Raw genomic sequence first — 15,290 nt, forward strand, 5'->3', positions numbered from 1 at the left:
CTAAGCCCACGCAAGTGGGCTTTTTTGTGCGGTGATACTATTCTATGGTGAGCTCTACTTTCGGCGCGGTCAGTTTCTCCAGCTTAGCGGGTAAAAATTCTTTTACGGTGTAATAGCCTTTATCGAAAAGCCACATTTTTTCTTCATCTTCCATTTGAAAGTCTACCGCAGATGATGCACCAGTATTAATAACGAGAGTGTTGTACCAATAGTTTTGATGTACGTATTCTCGTGATAAGGCCGTCATAAAGGTTCTAATCAACAATCCTATGTACTGGGGCAACATAAATCGGCGACTCGTATCGAGAGGCTTTTCTCGCAATTCACTTTTCAGTCGAAAGCAGATTGATGGTGTGCCATCACCTTGCCAATCCGTGAACAGGGCATCTTCGGATAAAATGGCGCCATCGACGAGCAAGTGTTGACGATACACTTCAAAGCTGAAAATAAGTGGAATAGACATCGAGTAGCGCACGGCTTTAGATACTTTCATTTCCGGGCTCTTTTCTTTACTGAAAACCACGGGGCCGCCGCCATTAACGTCAGTCGCGACGATATGTAAGTCTTTAGGTAAATCAGCAAATGTCATCCCTTCCATTTGCGTATCCATCCATTTCTCGAATTTGAGGCCAGAAGACAAGCCACCGTGCCTCAGGAGTCTTAGGATTGAGTAATCTTTAAATTGCCTGAAGTCAGTATTGACCGCCAAATCCAACATGTCTTCAATACTCTCACCTTTAGCATACAAGGCGGCAACGATAGAGCCTCCCGACACACCTACGAGTGTGGAAAAGCCGATTTCCAGTTCATTGAGGGCTTTTAGAATACCAACGTGGGCGGGTAGGCGAGTCCCGCCACCTGAGAAAATAGGAACGATTCTTTGGCTCGACATATGTGCTAAGTCATTCTGATTTATAGGTTTCAGTGTAGATGAAGCAACATCACATGTCAGCATTACGATGCCAAAAAAAGCCGGGAAGTCCCCGGCTATATCGTTTGTTTATGACGTTATGATTTGGCTAACGCTGCCTTCATTTCCCGTCGTCTGGCATGCAGCAACGGCTCAGTGTAGCCACTGGGTTGCGCTTTTCCTAGGAATATGAGGTCTCTGGCTGCTTGGTAGCCAATGGAGCTAGCGGTATCTGGTGTCATGGCGATATATTCGGCATCGGACGCATTTTGTTCATCCACCAACACGGCCATTTTTGCCAGTGATGCATCTATTTGTTCAGCAGATACAATACCGTGCTCAAGCCAATTGGCGATATGCTGCGACGAAATACGCAGTGTCGCTCTGTCTTCCATCAAACCCACATTATTGATATCTGGAACCTTAGAGCACCCGACACCTTGGTGTACCCATCGAACAACATATCCAAGAATACCTTGAACATTGTTGTCGAGTTCTCGCGCTATCTGTTCTTGTGATAGCGAGTGTTTATCTGCCAATAATGGAATTGTTAAAATATCTGACAGTCCATCGAAGCTAGCGTCGACAGTGTGTTGAACACCAAATACGTCGACTTGATGATAATGCAATGCATGGAGTGTTGCTGCGGTGGGAGAGGGAACCCATGCCGTGTTGGCACCAGACTGAGGATGGCCGATTTTGGCCGCCATCATGTTAGCCATTTCATCAGGAATAGGCCACATCCCCTTGCCGATTTGGGCTTTGCCTGATAGCCCACAATCGACACCAGTCGCCACATTTGCCGTTTCATAGGCTTTAATCCATGGCATCGTTTTCAACGATGCTTTATCGGCAAATGGACCCGCTAGCATTGAGGTATGAATTTCGTCACCCGTGCGGTCTAAGAAGCCTGTATTGATGAATACCGCTCGGGATTTAGCCGCAGCTATACACGCTTTTAAGTTTACACTGGTACGGCGCTCTTCATCCATGATGCCCATCTTGAGGGTGTTGGTAGCTAGCCCTAACACTTCTTCAATCCGCCCGAATAGGGCATTGGCGAATGCGACCTCTTCTGGACCGTGCATTTTAGGCTTAACGATGTAAACGCTGCCGTGTCGGCTATTCTCAAATGCACTGTTTTTGAGTAAGTCGTGTTTTGCGATAAGTGAGGTGATTACACCATCCATGATCCCTTCTGGAACAGGTTGTCCATCGAACAGAATCGCGTCATTTGTCATTAAGTGGCCAACGTTTCTGACGAACATCAAACTGCGTCCCGATAGTTTCACGGGACCTTGGCCTACGGCATTGTAAACTCGGTCTGTGTTCATTTTTCGCGTAAAAGTTTTTCCACCTTTTTCAACCGATACGCTTAAGCTGCCTTGCATTAAACCTAACCAGTTAGCGTAAACTAACGTTTTGTCCTCGGCATCGACCGCGGCAACTGAGTCTTCACAATCCATTATGGTTGTAAGTGCTGATTCAACTAACACGTCTTTAATATTAGCAGGGTCGGCCTGACCTATAGGGTGATTCCCATCAATCTGAAGTTCAAAATGCAAGCCATTGTGCACGAATAACAACGCTGTTGGAGCAGTTAACTCTCCTTGATAACCCACCCATTGTTCAGCACTTGCTATAGTAGTCTCGTCGCCATTACTTAGCGTAATTACCAGTTCACCGGAAGCAATAGAATAGGACTGAGCGTCTTTATGCTGTCCTGTCGTCAGCGGTAGCATAGTGTCTAACCACTCACGAGCCGTCTCAATGACTTTTTGCCCGCGCACAGGGTTATAGGTTTTACCGGCTTCAGCGCCACCGTCGTCGCTAATGACATCTGTACCGTACAAAGCATCGTACAAGCTACCCCAACGAGCATTAACGGCATTCAATGCATAGCGAGCGTTGTTGATAGGTACCACTAACTGTGGGCCAGCCATAGTGGCAATTTCGCTATCGACATTTTTGGTATCAATGGTAACCGAAGAGGGAGCCTCTACTAGATAGCCAATTTCACGCAGAAACGCTTCGTACCCGTCACCTGACGGTGGCTTTCCTGCGCTGTGGTATTGGTCTATTTGAGACTGTAAGTCTTCTCGTGTTTTTAGCAGTGCCTGGTTGGTACCGATGAATTCAGCGAAGATACTCTCAAAACCAAGCCAGAAGTCCTCTGATGCTACATCTGTGCCCGGAAGTGCTTTGTCGTTTATGAATTGGTCAAGGGTTGCCGCTACTTGCATGCGACCTCTTTGAATGTAATTTTCCATGCTAACCTCGCAAATTCGTCTTGGCTTTCAGTGTAGGGGGTTTGTTGTATATTTTTTAATTTATGGTTTCTATCTTTGCCATAAATATTGTGAATTTTGGTGGGCTGCTTTAATTTTGGCAAAAAAAAAAGAGGCTAACGCCTCTTTTTGTCTGAAGGTCAATACCCACTACTATTCATTGTTCATTTCAGCTGCTAAATCGCCAATAAGACGTCTCAGCCAAATATGACCAGCATCGTGATGCAATAGTGCACTCCAAGCCATTTTTAGGGCGATGGGGGGAATGTCGAAAGGAGGCTCCTTCAAGACGATAGATGGGTCGTCTTTGAATATTTTTGCCGCTTTAGTTGGCAAAGTGGCTATCAAATTCTGACGTTTCGCGATTTGTAACGCTGCGTGGTAGTGCCGCGTAAACACTCTGATATCACGTTGTTTACCAATTTTCGTCAGTTCGGCGTCTACCCAGCCGAGCTTTTGAACCTCGTTGGGATCAATACCCACGCCGACGCCAAACCCGGTTTTACTTACCCATATGTGCTGTGCTTTTAGGTAGTTATCGAGATCAAACTTTTCACCCATTGGGTGTGAGGCGCTCATTGCACAAGAGAAAGTATCGTACCAGATGACTTTCTGGTGAAACGACAAAGGCAATTCATCGAAGCGGTTAATGGCCATATCGACTTTCCCTTGCTCAACATCATGGAATGTCACGTCGGAAGGGGTAATTAAGTCGAGAGTAATATTAGGTGCTAAATCGGCGAGACGACCAACCAGTTCGAGCAGTAATGTCGATTCGGCGTAATCACTCGTCATGATTCTGAATGTGCGTTTGCTTGTCTCTGGCGTAAAGTCGGTCTCTGGCTGAATGGAGTTTTCGAGTTTACTCAACACATCGCGGATGATGGGTTGTAGCTCCAACGCACGTTTGGTCGGTGTCATGCCCTCGCTTGTTCTCACCAATAAAGGGTCTTTGAACAAATCTCTGAGGCGCTTTAGGCCATTGCTCATTGCCGGTTGCGTGATACTGAGCTGGTTAGCCGCTCGAGTCACACTTCCTTCTCGCAAGAGCACATCTAGGTATACCAACAAGTTCAAATCGACCTTTGCGATATTCATCCTTTATATAATCCTCATAGATTGCATCACCGGAAGTATATCGATTCTAAAGTGAAATGTCAGGTTAGCTTTTGGTCGTAGGTGCAATATTGTGCTGATTGATTGTTAATGTCTTTAAGTATCAGTTGGTTATGGTTTTTCGTATCGGTATCCTACACCATAAACCGAGTGAATATGCTCATCTATACCCACTTCTTTTAGTTTTTGTCGCAGCTTTTTCATGTGGCTGTCTATTGTACGGTCGCTAACAATTCGGTGGTCGTCGTAACAGGATTGCATGATCTGCTCCCTGCTGAATATTCTGCCTGGTTCGCTAAATAGCATGTTTAAAATGGCGAACTCGATATGCGTAAAATCGAGGGTGATACCTTTGTGAGACAATCGTAGCTTTTGTGCATCTAATGCCATGTTATTTTGCATTGAACTCGATCCACTTCTTGTGCGTTTGAGTATTGCTTTGACTCTCGCGACGACTTCCCTCGGGGAAAAGGGTTTGCATACGTAATCGTCTGCACCTAATTGCAAGCCGAGTAACCTGTCTATTTCTTCAACTCTGGCAGTCATAATCAGAATAGGAACATCAGAAAATTGTCGAATGGTTTGGCACAAATCCAAGCCATCGCCATCTGGCAGGTTTAAATCGAGTAAAATCAAGTCAACAGGTACCTGCTTTATGAAATTCAACACAGGTGTCAGATTTTCAAAATGGGTAGTATTAAACTGACTTTGCTGCAGGTATTCAGCCATGAGGTTGGCTAAACTCGTTTCATCTTCAACAATCAGTATGTGGGCATTGTCCATATTCTACTCTTATACCTTATCAAGGGTTAGCGTGACTCTTAATCCACCTAATGGCGAGGGTGTCGCATCGATATTGCCGTTGTGTGCTGCGGCTATTTTGCTGCATAGTGCCAAGCCAATGCCACTGCCTGCCACCTTGTGTTTTTGTCGGCGGCCACGAAATTGATAACTGAATAATGCTTCATATTCATCATCTTCTACACCGACGCCATCGTCTTCCAGCACAGCAATGACTGAGTCGCCACGGATATGCACGGCAATCACGAGATGTTTGGCTTGAGCATAATTGAAAACGTTGTTAATTAAGTTGTCTAACAATTGTAGTAGTCGATTACTGTCGGCATCTGCGAGAATCACAGGTTCGTCAAATTTCAATGAGACTGCTAAGTCTGCCTCTGCAAACCGTTTGGCGTGCCTGTCTACACACTGTTGCACCAACGCACAAATATCAACTTCGTCGAACAAGTAGCGATGCATTGCTGGCTCTGGCATAGCAATCTCATGTAAATCTGCCATGAGATTTTGACAGCGTACGATTTCATTGCGCATGGCTCGAAGGTTTTCGTCGTCAGCTTGCCTGATACCATCTTCTATCGACTCAATTTGCGCCATCAATACTGCTAATGGCGTTCTCAATTCATGAGAGACATCGGCAAGCCATCGCTCGCGAGCCGTTTGGCTATAGGCTAGCTTTTCGGCCATTAAGTCGATGTCATTGGAAAGTTGACCAATTTCGTCTTTGCGCTTAAGCACAATCAAATCGTTGTAGTGGCCATTTTTCACGTTTTCAATTTTCGCAGTTATCTGGCGCAAAGGGCGGGTGATATGCCGAGATATTGGGCTAGCAACGAGCGCGCTAACTAACAAAATAATGAGTGCTAGCCAGATGGTATAGTCTTGGAATTGCTCCGTGAATTGAATCTCATAGCCTTCGGTTAGCCGTTCCTGGCTCCTAATGCCAAAGTAACCAATCAGCTGACCTTGGGACATCAAAGGCGCCAACGAGTAATTCGCCGTCGACTTTGGCGGCCCCATGATTGGGGATTTATCCGTGTCTAAGAGTACGTAAGGTGGTGAAAACTCCCTCCCGGGCAGAGGTCCCTCTGCATTCCTTGGCCTTTGGCCTCTTGGTGGTGGACCAAATCGCGGCCCTTGGTTTTCCCTAGCGCCTCGGCGTGCTGGACCACCGGGCCCGGGGCCTGGCAAACTGACGCCACTGTTTGATTCAATGATTTGTCGAAACCGTCCCGGCCGCGAGCGTATTTGGCTCCAGCTGCCAGTTTGTTCATATTCATCTTGTAATGCGCTGATGACAGAATCAAACTCGCCTATCGCTCGGGCATTGACATAGTCGAGCAAACCCTGTTTTAGGCCTAGTTGCACAAACACAACAATCGCCAGTACCAACAACACACTGTATGTAGCAAACAAGAGAAACAGTTTGTTCTGGAACCGCATTTGGGCCTCATTGGCGAAGTCATTAATGCTAAAACTAACTGACCTGAAGCAAAAAATCACTATGTCGACGCGGATTTACACGTTGTTTGCACAGTTTCTTTGGAAATGGTTACCCGGCACGATCTCAAATAAAAAGGCTCCCGAAGGAGCCTTTGACGTTTTGGTTGGTTTTGTGTTTTCGAACTATACGCTTAGTCGAACTGGTTCATCGTGTTGTCTTTACCTGACGCTTTAAGCGCTTGGTCGCCTGAGAAGTACTCTTTGTGAGTATCACCCAAGTCTGAACCTGCCATGGCTTGGTGTTTAACACACGCTAGGCCTTGACGAAGCTCTTGGCGCTGGACACCACGTACGTATGCCAGCATGCCTTCATCGCCGAAGTAACCTTTCGCAAGGTTATCTGTAGACAACGCCGCAGTGTGGTAGGTTGGAAGTGTGATCAAGTGGTGGAAGATACCTGCTTCGCGGGCAGCGTCTGCTTGGAAAGACTGGATTTTTACATCGGCTTCAGCAGCGAGCTCAGAGTCATCGTAGTCTGCAGACATAAGTGCTGCACGGTCATAAGCTGATACGTCTTTACCTGCTTCACTCCATGCATCAAATACTTGCTGACGGAAGTTCAGCGTCCAGTTGAAAGACGGAGAATTGTTGTAAACCAACTTCGCATCAGGAACCGTTTTGCGGATTTCGTTCACCATTTCTGCGATTTGACCAACGTGAGGCTTTTCAGTCTCAATCCATAATAAGTCTGCACCGTTTTGCAATGACGTCACACAATCAAGTACGACACGGTCGAAGCCAGACCCTTCTTTAAAGCGGAATAGGCCGTTTGGTAAACGCTCAGGTTTTGCCAATTCGCCACCTTGTTTAATAACCAATTCACCGTCATTGAGATCGGCAGCAGACGTCACAGGTGTTGTTTTCAAGAAGGCATTGTATTGCGCTGCTAGGTCACCTTCAGACACTGATACTGGGATTTTTTGTGTTAAGCCAGCACCGAGTGAGTCTGTACGTGCAACAATAACACCTTCCTCTACACCAAGCTCAAGGAACGCGTAGCGAACGGCGTTAATTTTTGCTAAGAAGTCTTCGTGAGGTACCGTTACCTTGCCGTCTTGGTGACCACACTGTTTTGCATCAGAAACTTGGTTTTCAATCTGGATACAACACGCGCCAGCTTCGATCATCTTTTTGGCTAGCAAGTAAGTCGCTTCTTCGTTACCGAATCCCGCGTCGATATCAGCAATGATAGGAACAATATGCGTCTCGTAGTTATCGATTTGCGCTTGAATTGCAGCAACGTCGCCGCCATTGGCTTTCGCGTCGTCTAGTTGTTTGAAAAGGTCACCAAGTTCTCTTGCGTCCGCTTGGCGAAGGAATGTGTAAAGCTCTTCAATGAGTGAGGCAACAGAGGTTTTCTCGTGCATCGATTGGTCAGGCAGAGGTCCGAATTCAGAGCGAAGTGCTGCTACCATCCAACCCGATAGGTATAGATAGCTTTTGTTCGTTGTGCCTTGATGCTTCTTAACAGCCAACATTTTCTGTTGGCCAACAAAACCGTGCCAGCAACCAAGAGATTGGGTGTACTGTGCAGAGTCGGCGTCGTATTCAGCCATGTCTTTGCGCATGATGCTGGCAGTGTAACGTGCAATGTCTAGGCCCGTCTTGAAACGATTCTGTGCCTTCATTCGCGCTGCATATTCAGGGTTGATTCCACCCCATGCACTACCGTTTGCAGTAGTCAATGAAGCCATATTATCGATGTCTTGTTGATATTGAGACATGAACGTTCTCCTTCCAGATAATTATAAGTTCGCGGTTTGAACAGCAATGCGTTCTTTGGTTTGCTGCCGTCAGCGTCCATTTCATCCTAGGGGAGTTATAAAAATAACGTAAATATATAATTTTCATTTCCGGTATTTTTTGTGTGAATGTGTGTGGGCCGTGTGTACGAAATTAATTGCGGAAATTAGGCGCGAGACCTTCTATGCTAAGTAGTTAAGTAGTCGCTCGTCGAGTTACGGCGTTTTGTGGAGTGTTTTGACACATGAGTGGAATCTTAGCGTCTGTCGATCAACGCACTAAGTTGGTTGGAGAAAACAGGCTAGAGCTCTTATTGTTCCGAATGGGGACAAGGCATACCTTTGCCATTAACGTATTCAAAGTGAAGGAAGTCATCGGGGTTCCCAAGCTCAATACCATGCCGGGCTCACATGGCAACTTAAAGGGCGTCACAATTTATCGCGGCAGCTCCATTCCTATTATCGACTTGCGCCAATCCATTAGAATGCGTCATCAAGATAGCGTTGATGCAATAGCAAAGAATGTCATCATAACCGAGTATAACCGGACGGTGCAGGGCTTCTTAATTGGCGAAGTCGTGAGCATTGTCAATACCTCGTGGGATGAAATTCAACCACCGCCTAATGCAATAGGTAAATCAAATTATCTAACCGCTATCACTCAAATCAATATTGAAGGTAAGCGAGAGTTAGTCGAGATTATCGATGTCGAAAAAGTACTCGCCGAAATCGTCGATTACAACGTGACTTTGGGCGAGGGTGTATTAGACGAAGACGTTGTTAAGCAGTTTGCTGGTCGAAAAGTGTTGGTTGTTGACGATTCCGCAACGGCTCGAAAACAAGTCAAAGATACTCTGGTTCAGCTAGGCTTAGACATCGTAGAGCGAAAAAATGGTGCGGCCGCACTCAAATTGCTCAAGCAATGGGCAGATGAAGGTAAAGACGTTAACCAAGAAATTTTAATGATGTTCACCGACGCGGAAATGCCCGAAATGGATGGTTACCGATTGACCGCTGAAATTCGCAATGATCCCCGCATGGCTAACATGTTCATTGCGCTCAATACATCCTTGAGCGGTAGCTTCAATGAAGCCATGGTAAAAAAGGTCGGATGTAACCGGTTAATCTCTAAATTTCAACCAGATATGCTGGTAGAGGTCGTACAACAACGGATGCGGGAACTGTTATAATTTTGGTGAGTGATTTATCTGACTAAATAGTCAAATATTTACCTTTATTCGAAGCCAACGGATGTTTAAACTACGTTGGCTTTTTCTTCATGGATGCAATTATGTCGCAAAAATTAACACTTGCTGGTTTGGTCACATGCGCTCTTCTACAGGGCTGTGCTCAAGTCAATTCGGTGGTTTCTGAAGTCGCTTCATTAAACAAAGCGCAGATGAACTCACACACACCGAAGAATATTATTATGGTCGTTTCTGATGGCATGGGGCCAGCGTATACGACAGCATATCGCAATTTCGCAGATGATCCTGCCACACCGCAGGTGGATAAAACCATATTTGACAGAATACTAATGGGTAACGCATCAACATATCCTGCGCCAGTTTCTGGTTATGTCACGGATTCTGCGGCTGCGGCCACAGCGTTAGCAACAGGCGTTAAATCTTACAATGGCGCGATTGGTGTTGACGTTAACAAACAACCTGTCAAATCCGTTCTTCATCAGGCTAAAGAGCAGGGGATGCGAACCGGTGTTGCGGTGACATCTCAAGTTGTACATGCCACACCAGCGTCTTACATCGCTCATGATGAAAGCCGCAGAAATTATAATGCGATCGCTGATGACTTCTTTGATTTGCGCTTTGACGGTAAACCCTATGCCAACGTCATGATCGGTGGTGGTACTGACTTTTTTGAGCGAGAAGACAGAGACTTGGTTGCGAAATTTATCGACGAAGGATACGAATATGCCGATACTTACAATCGCTTAGCTGCCATTCCCGCCGGTTCTAACGTTTTGGGCTTGTTCGAGCCTATCGGTCTTAAGCCTGTTCTAGACGATACTCGCAAAAATAGATTGGCGTATTTGACGCAAAACGCGATCAAGCACTTGGAAAATGACAACGGTTTCTTTTTGTTAGTGGAAGCGAGCCAAGTTGATTGGGCAGGACACGCTAATGACATTGCTTCAGCGATGGCGGAAATGCAAGACCTTGCATTGGCTCTAGAATACCTTGAAAGTTATGTAGAACAACATCCTGATACATTGGTTGTTGTGACTGCCGATCACAGCACTGGCGGTTTAACCATTGGGGCTCGAGGCGATTACCGTTGGAGCCCAGAATTCATTCAAAACCTTAAGTCGTCTGTGGGCCATATGGCCAGAACAATGGCTAGTGGTGAACAGGATTTGGCGTGGTTAGCGTCACAACTGGGTTTTGAATTGACACCAGAAGAAACCGATACGCTTGGGACATTGGATGAAGATCCTGATGCATGGTACATACAGTTAAAGTCGCTGATTGATTATCGAACCAATACCGGCTGGACAACAAGCGGCCACACCGGTGTGGACGTTGAAGTTTTTGCTTTTGGTAAAGGTCGCGAGGCGTTTTTGGGCCAAATGGACAATACGGATATCGCGAAAAAGATTTTTGCAATGTTGGCTGACAAGCCCGCTGTGAAAACACAACCTAAAGCTCAAAAATCAACGACTGATTCGTCAACGGAAAAAGACGAAGATGCGCCCTGTGATTTTAAAACAGATTGGCGTTGTCAATAACACGCTAGGCTACGGGTTAACGTAGCCTGTTAATTCCAGGAAGCCATTTCCCACGTGGCTTCCTGATACCAAAATTCCGCCCTCATAATAGCCCAATACCCCTTCGTTATACTGCTTTTTATAGATGGGCTCGATAGTGACATCGATATCGTAATCTGCAATGGCTAGTTGCCATGACACTGGATGTTCACTGCCAAATATACGTTCTGTATTGAGAATGGTTAACTCTGTGTTTGCGCCAGATAACCTTATCTGCTCGCCGTCACGTGTTATGAGAGTACCATTGACGAACGGCGTGTTATCTACAGAGTGAAGTCTAAACACCATGAGCTTGGAACCGTCGTCTAGGTGAATTGAAAACCAATCCCATCCGGTGACTTGATTGCCGACCAGTTCCGTCGACCATTCGTGATCAAACCAAGCATTGCCATTGACGTGTTGTGATTCGTCACTCTGATTCAAGGTACCTTCAAGTTTTAAAAATGGTGCGCTGTAATAATAAGAGCGCACCTGCTTGTTCGCCGATTTTATACTCACACCGGTTTCTTGATGCTTGATGTAGCCACCATTATCACTCAAAGACAATGTTAGGTTGGGGCCGCTTTCAAATTGAATATTAAATACGGAGGGAGCGAGCTGCTCACTGGCAGACTGCCACAGCCAGTCGTCAATGTAGGCAGTGAACGGCGACACCTTTACGCCCGCGTTGCCGACCTGACCTCTGGCAAACCTTTCCTCGAAGTAGTGACCTTGGGGTGTGTGAAGCGAGGCGTGCCCGAGCCAGAGTGTGTTGTCACTCCACTGATCGACATCTTCTTTTGGTGTATCCAAGCCAATGCGAAACAGGGTGAACTGAAAGGGGTATAAAGTCCCCGCTTCGTTTTCAAGAACTGACGTGATGTACCACCACTCGAGTTGATAGTCATCATGTGCTCCATGGTCAGCTGGCAGGGTTACTTCACCATCAAAAGGCACCTCAACGAAAGCACTTTGATTCGTTTGCGTTGTCTGGGCAAACATTGGGATACTGGGCGCGACAGCTTTCTCACTGGTACAGCTCATCAAACCGCATGCAAGTGAGAGGATAACAATGGCTCGTAGGTCATAACTTACCATAATTGTTGTGTTCTCCCTTGGCTGTGGAATCGGATGTTTTGCAACGGAATCAAGAGCAAAACAAGTACGGTGATAAAGCTAAATAGCAATACCTGAGCGACCTTGTGTAAATCAAAAATCAGTGGGTAGTGCCATTGGAATGCTGCTACGTTGACATAATTCACCAAGATGTAAGACAGTGCATAGCCAAAAGGAATCGCTAAAGCAACCGACACAAGGCCAATCAGAGCATATTGCCCAAGTATCGCCAGACGTAGTTTGGTTAACCCAATCCCCATGACTTTGAGTAGGGCAAGTTGAGGTCGTAAATCGAAAGTGATGAGCAGCATTGCTAATCCCAAGGCGAGTGCGGCGACGGCACTGGTCACAATATTGAGTTTGTCTGTGATGAAAAAGGTGTTGTCGAAGATTGTCATTGAGTAATGGATAATCTCGTCTCGCGTATCTAAACGCGTGTCATCGGGATATCGATTAGCAAGGCTTTCTGCATAAGCCATTGCTGCTTCATCTACGACTGAATACACAGGATCAGGTGTTGCGAACTGCTCAATCCATTGGCTTGGCACCATCACTTGGCTACTCGGGTTGCCGTAGTCGGGGTAAATCCCTAAAACTGTTTGTGTTGTTTTCTTGCCGTCAATAAATAAGGTAACGCTATCACCCGGTCTGATGCCATGCCTGATACTAAGTTGCTGATTTACCAAAATACCTTTTTGTTGTTTAAGCTTGGTAGCAGCATCCTTGATGAAATCTTGCATACCGAGGGCTGAGAAGGACTCTTTGTCTAGATGAAACCCTCTTATTGAGATCTGCGTGTTGTTCACGTAGCCCGTGGTTCGGTATCTCAAAAACATACCAGTATGGGCTTGCCAGTCGACATCGGCTTGAGGGTCATAAAACAAATACGCGGGTGAAGCGATTCGCTGAGTGAGCCAATCCTGAGTCGCAGACCGAAAGCTATCGACCATAACATTCATGCCCACATTGGAAGTGAGAGCAATGAAAAAGGCGCAGGTAGCCAATTTTGTGCGTTTTGCCAAAGAACCAGTGTTTGATACCGACCAATGTAAAACGGGGAAACGGGCGAGACTTGGCCGGTTGAGCAATGCAAGTATGAACGGAAACACAATGAACAACATGCCACTACCGAAAATTAACACTCCGCCGAGCAACAGCAGTCCATTGACCAATGACATAGGCATGGCTAACAAAACTAGGGAAAACACTAAGGCTGCTAAGGTGAGCAGGTAAAGCCAAGGTTCTTTTGCACCACTCGTATGGCGCTTGGCGTGAGTTAAATTGTTTTTGACAGTGGTCAGCGGTCCCCACAACATCAATACGAGCATTAAGCTGCCGATGCCCAGTGCCATGAACCATATCAACCCTATGGAAACATCGTCTGTGGCCAAAGGATGTGAAAGTAAGCGCTCCAACATGACGACGATGTCATTAGACAACAAGCTAGTTAAATAAAGACCCAGAGGCACCCCAAGTGTTGCGGCAATCAAGTTGAGCGTAAAATACTCAACAATCAGACCTTTGCGAATTGCCTTAAATCCAACCCCTAGTTGACGTAGCGTAGTCAACATACCTAACCTGGCCCGCAGAGACAGATTTATAGCGTTGATGACAACAAATCCACATACGATAACCATCATTGCCGTCATGGCCCAGAGGTTGATTTTCAGACTTTTGGACATCGCTGAAGGCGAGTCAATAATATTGACCGGCGATAGCCGAAGATGGTCAGGTAACCATTGCTCTATGTTGTATTGTTGTGTTGGCGTGAGTTCGCCTAACAGGTAGATACCCGTTAAACTGCTTTCAAAGTAAGTGTAATAATCGGCCAAGTCCATTAGCACGTCCGCGTTGTCAAAAGGCAGCGCTTTAACCTGTTGAAACGTCACTGTTGCATTTGTCGGTGCAAGATATGATATCTCGGTTGCTTCAGTATCTGAGGTAATTAACCCATGAATACGATCCGTACTATTTGTATTGGGGGGAGGCGTTACGTTAACGTCCTCGTCCAAAGTCAGTCCTGCTTGCCAAGCACTCATCTGATCTAATGCCAGAATCCGCAGCGCCTCTTTTTCATTCGAGTCACCATCAAATGGCATAGCAGTCAGTTCGTATTGCTTTAAGCTGTATGCGATTGCGTTGCGAAAACCCAAACGCCGCAGGGCGGCATATTCGGATTTACTCACCGTTAGGTTGGGTTGGTTAGCCGTGATTTGCCATGAAGGATATGGACGCTCAGCATCGCTTACTGTATCCATGGCGGAATAATTCAGTACAAATATGCTTGTGGTACCACAGTACGCTATCAACATTGTTAACAGGACGAGTAAAGCTTCCCACGGACGTATCATGTTGTGGCGAATCAGTGTGCTAAACAGAATCAAAAAACGAGACTTAATCCGTGACATGGAGTTTGCCGTTGGCAAGGTGGTATCGGGTGTTCGCCTTTGCTGCAACGTCGTTGCTATGTGTTACGACGATTAGCGAGGTATTATGGGATTGACACAACTGATAGAGCAGCTCACTGACATTTTCACTGGTATGCTCGTCGAGGTTACCCGTGGGCTCGTCTGCCAAGACCAGTGATGGCTTGTGATTCAGCGCTCTGGCAATTGCCACGCGTTGTTGTTCGCCGCCAGATAGCTGAGAAATTGGCTTGCGTTCGAGGCCATTAAGGCCGAGTTGCTGAATGAGGTGTTGCTGGTGGTGTTTATCGGCATTGCCTTTATATCTGGCGGTAAAGGCAATATTGTCCCAAACATTCAGGCAATCAATCAGGTGAAACTGTTGGAACACCACACCGAGCTGTTGCGAGCGATACGTATCTGCTTCGCTCGAGGACATGGCTGCTAAATCGGTGCCATTGACTTGAATGCGTCCGGCATCAGGGCCGTCCAATCCAGCGAGTAGGTTTAACAGTGTGGATTTTCCGCATCCTGAAGGGCCCATTATGCTGGCCGAACAGCCCTCATTGAGCGTGAAATTTATCTTTTCTAGTAGCGGCGTTGCGCCAAAGCGCTTGTCCAGTTGTTCTATGCGTACCACGTCTTTCC

At 46.3% G+C, this 15,290-nt stretch carries 11 protein-coding genes; 2 read left to right on the forward strand and 9 right to left on the reverse strand.

Annotated features, from left to right (window positions below; all coding sequences use genetic code 11):
- Positions 1-37: 37 nt before the first annotated feature.
- From AC27G9_RS09815 to AC27G9_RS09840, 6 genes are all read right to left on the reverse strand, one after another.
- A complete protein-coding gene (locus AC27G9_RS09815; protein WP_487073671.1) occupies positions 38-892 on the reverse strand; it encodes a patatin-like phospholipase family protein in 855 nt (284 codons plus the stop codon).
- A gap of 116 nt (positions 893-1,008) precedes the next feature.
- Positions 1,009-3,180 carry a malate synthase G gene (locus AC27G9_RS09820; protein ID WP_487073565.1) on the reverse strand — a complete coding sequence of 724 codons (2,172 nt, stop codon included), beginning with the start codon at positions 3,178-3,180 and terminating at the stop codon, positions 1,009-1,011.
- Between the two features lie 171 nt (positions 3,181-3,351).
- Entirely contained in the window at positions 3,352-4,296 is a 945-nt protein-coding gene (locus AC27G9_RS09825) for a LysR family transcriptional regulator (RefSeq protein WP_487073567.1), read from the reverse strand.
- Positions 4,297-4,425: 129 nt separating this feature from the next.
- Positions 4,426-5,097: a response regulator gene (locus AC27G9_RS09830; RefSeq protein WP_487073569.1), complete on the reverse strand. Its 672-nt coding sequence runs from the start codon at positions 5,095-5,097 to the stop codon at positions 4,426-4,428.
- 9 nt (positions 5,098-5,106) lie between these two features.
- Entirely contained in the window at positions 5,107-6,555 is a 1,449-nt protein-coding gene (locus AC27G9_RS09835; RefSeq protein WP_487073571.1) for an ATP-binding protein, read from the reverse strand.
- Positions 6,556-6,746: 191 nt separating this feature from the next.
- A complete protein-coding gene (locus AC27G9_RS09840; RefSeq protein ID WP_487073573.1) occupies positions 6,747-8,339 on the reverse strand; it encodes an isocitrate lyase in 1,593 nt (530 codons plus the stop codon).
- Positions 8,340-8,602: 263 nt separating this feature from the next.
- Here AC27G9_RS09840 and AC27G9_RS09845 point away from each other — a divergent pair, with 263 nt between their 5' ends.
- Positions 8,603-9,547, forward strand: coding sequence for a chemotaxis protein CheV (locus AC27G9_RS09845; RefSeq protein ID WP_487073575.1), 945 nt, complete (start codon positions 8,603-8,605; stop codon positions 9,545-9,547).
- 101 nt (positions 9,548-9,648) lie between these two features.
- Complete coding sequence (locus AC27G9_RS09850) at positions 9,649-11,103, forward strand: alkaline phosphatase (protein WP_487073577.1); 1,455 nt, start codon at positions 9,649-9,651, stop codon at positions 11,101-11,103.
- Positions 11,104-11,112: 9 nt separating this feature from the next.
- On the opposite strand, the gene AC27G9_RS09855 is transcribed toward AC27G9_RS09850, so the two are convergent.
- The 3 genes from AC27G9_RS09855 to AC27G9_RS09865 are packed head-to-tail and all read right to left on the reverse strand — an operon-like array spanning position 11,113 to position 15,282.
- Positions 11,113-12,219: a lipocalin-like domain-containing protein gene (locus tag AC27G9_RS09855; protein WP_487073579.1), complete on the reverse strand. Its 1,107-nt coding sequence runs from the start codon at positions 12,217-12,219 to the stop codon at positions 11,113-11,115.
- Positions 12,213-14,645 carry an ABC transporter permease gene (locus AC27G9_RS09860; RefSeq protein WP_487073581.1) on the reverse strand — a complete coding sequence of 811 codons (2,433 nt, stop codon included), beginning with the start codon at positions 14,643-14,645 and terminating at the stop codon, positions 12,213-12,215. Before AC27G9_RS09860 ends, AC27G9_RS09855 begins: the two co-directional genes overlap by 7 nt.
- Positions 14,632-15,282, reverse strand: a complete 651-nt coding sequence (locus tag AC27G9_RS09865) for an ABC transporter ATP-binding protein (protein WP_487073583.1) — start codon at positions 15,280-15,282, stop codon at positions 14,632-14,634. The genes AC27G9_RS09860 and AC27G9_RS09865 overlap by 14 nt, the downstream gene beginning before the upstream one ends.
- Between the last annotated feature and the right edge of the window lie 8 nt (positions 15,283-15,290).

This window comes from Alteromonas sp. 5NS40-0096, from assembly GCF_057544385.1.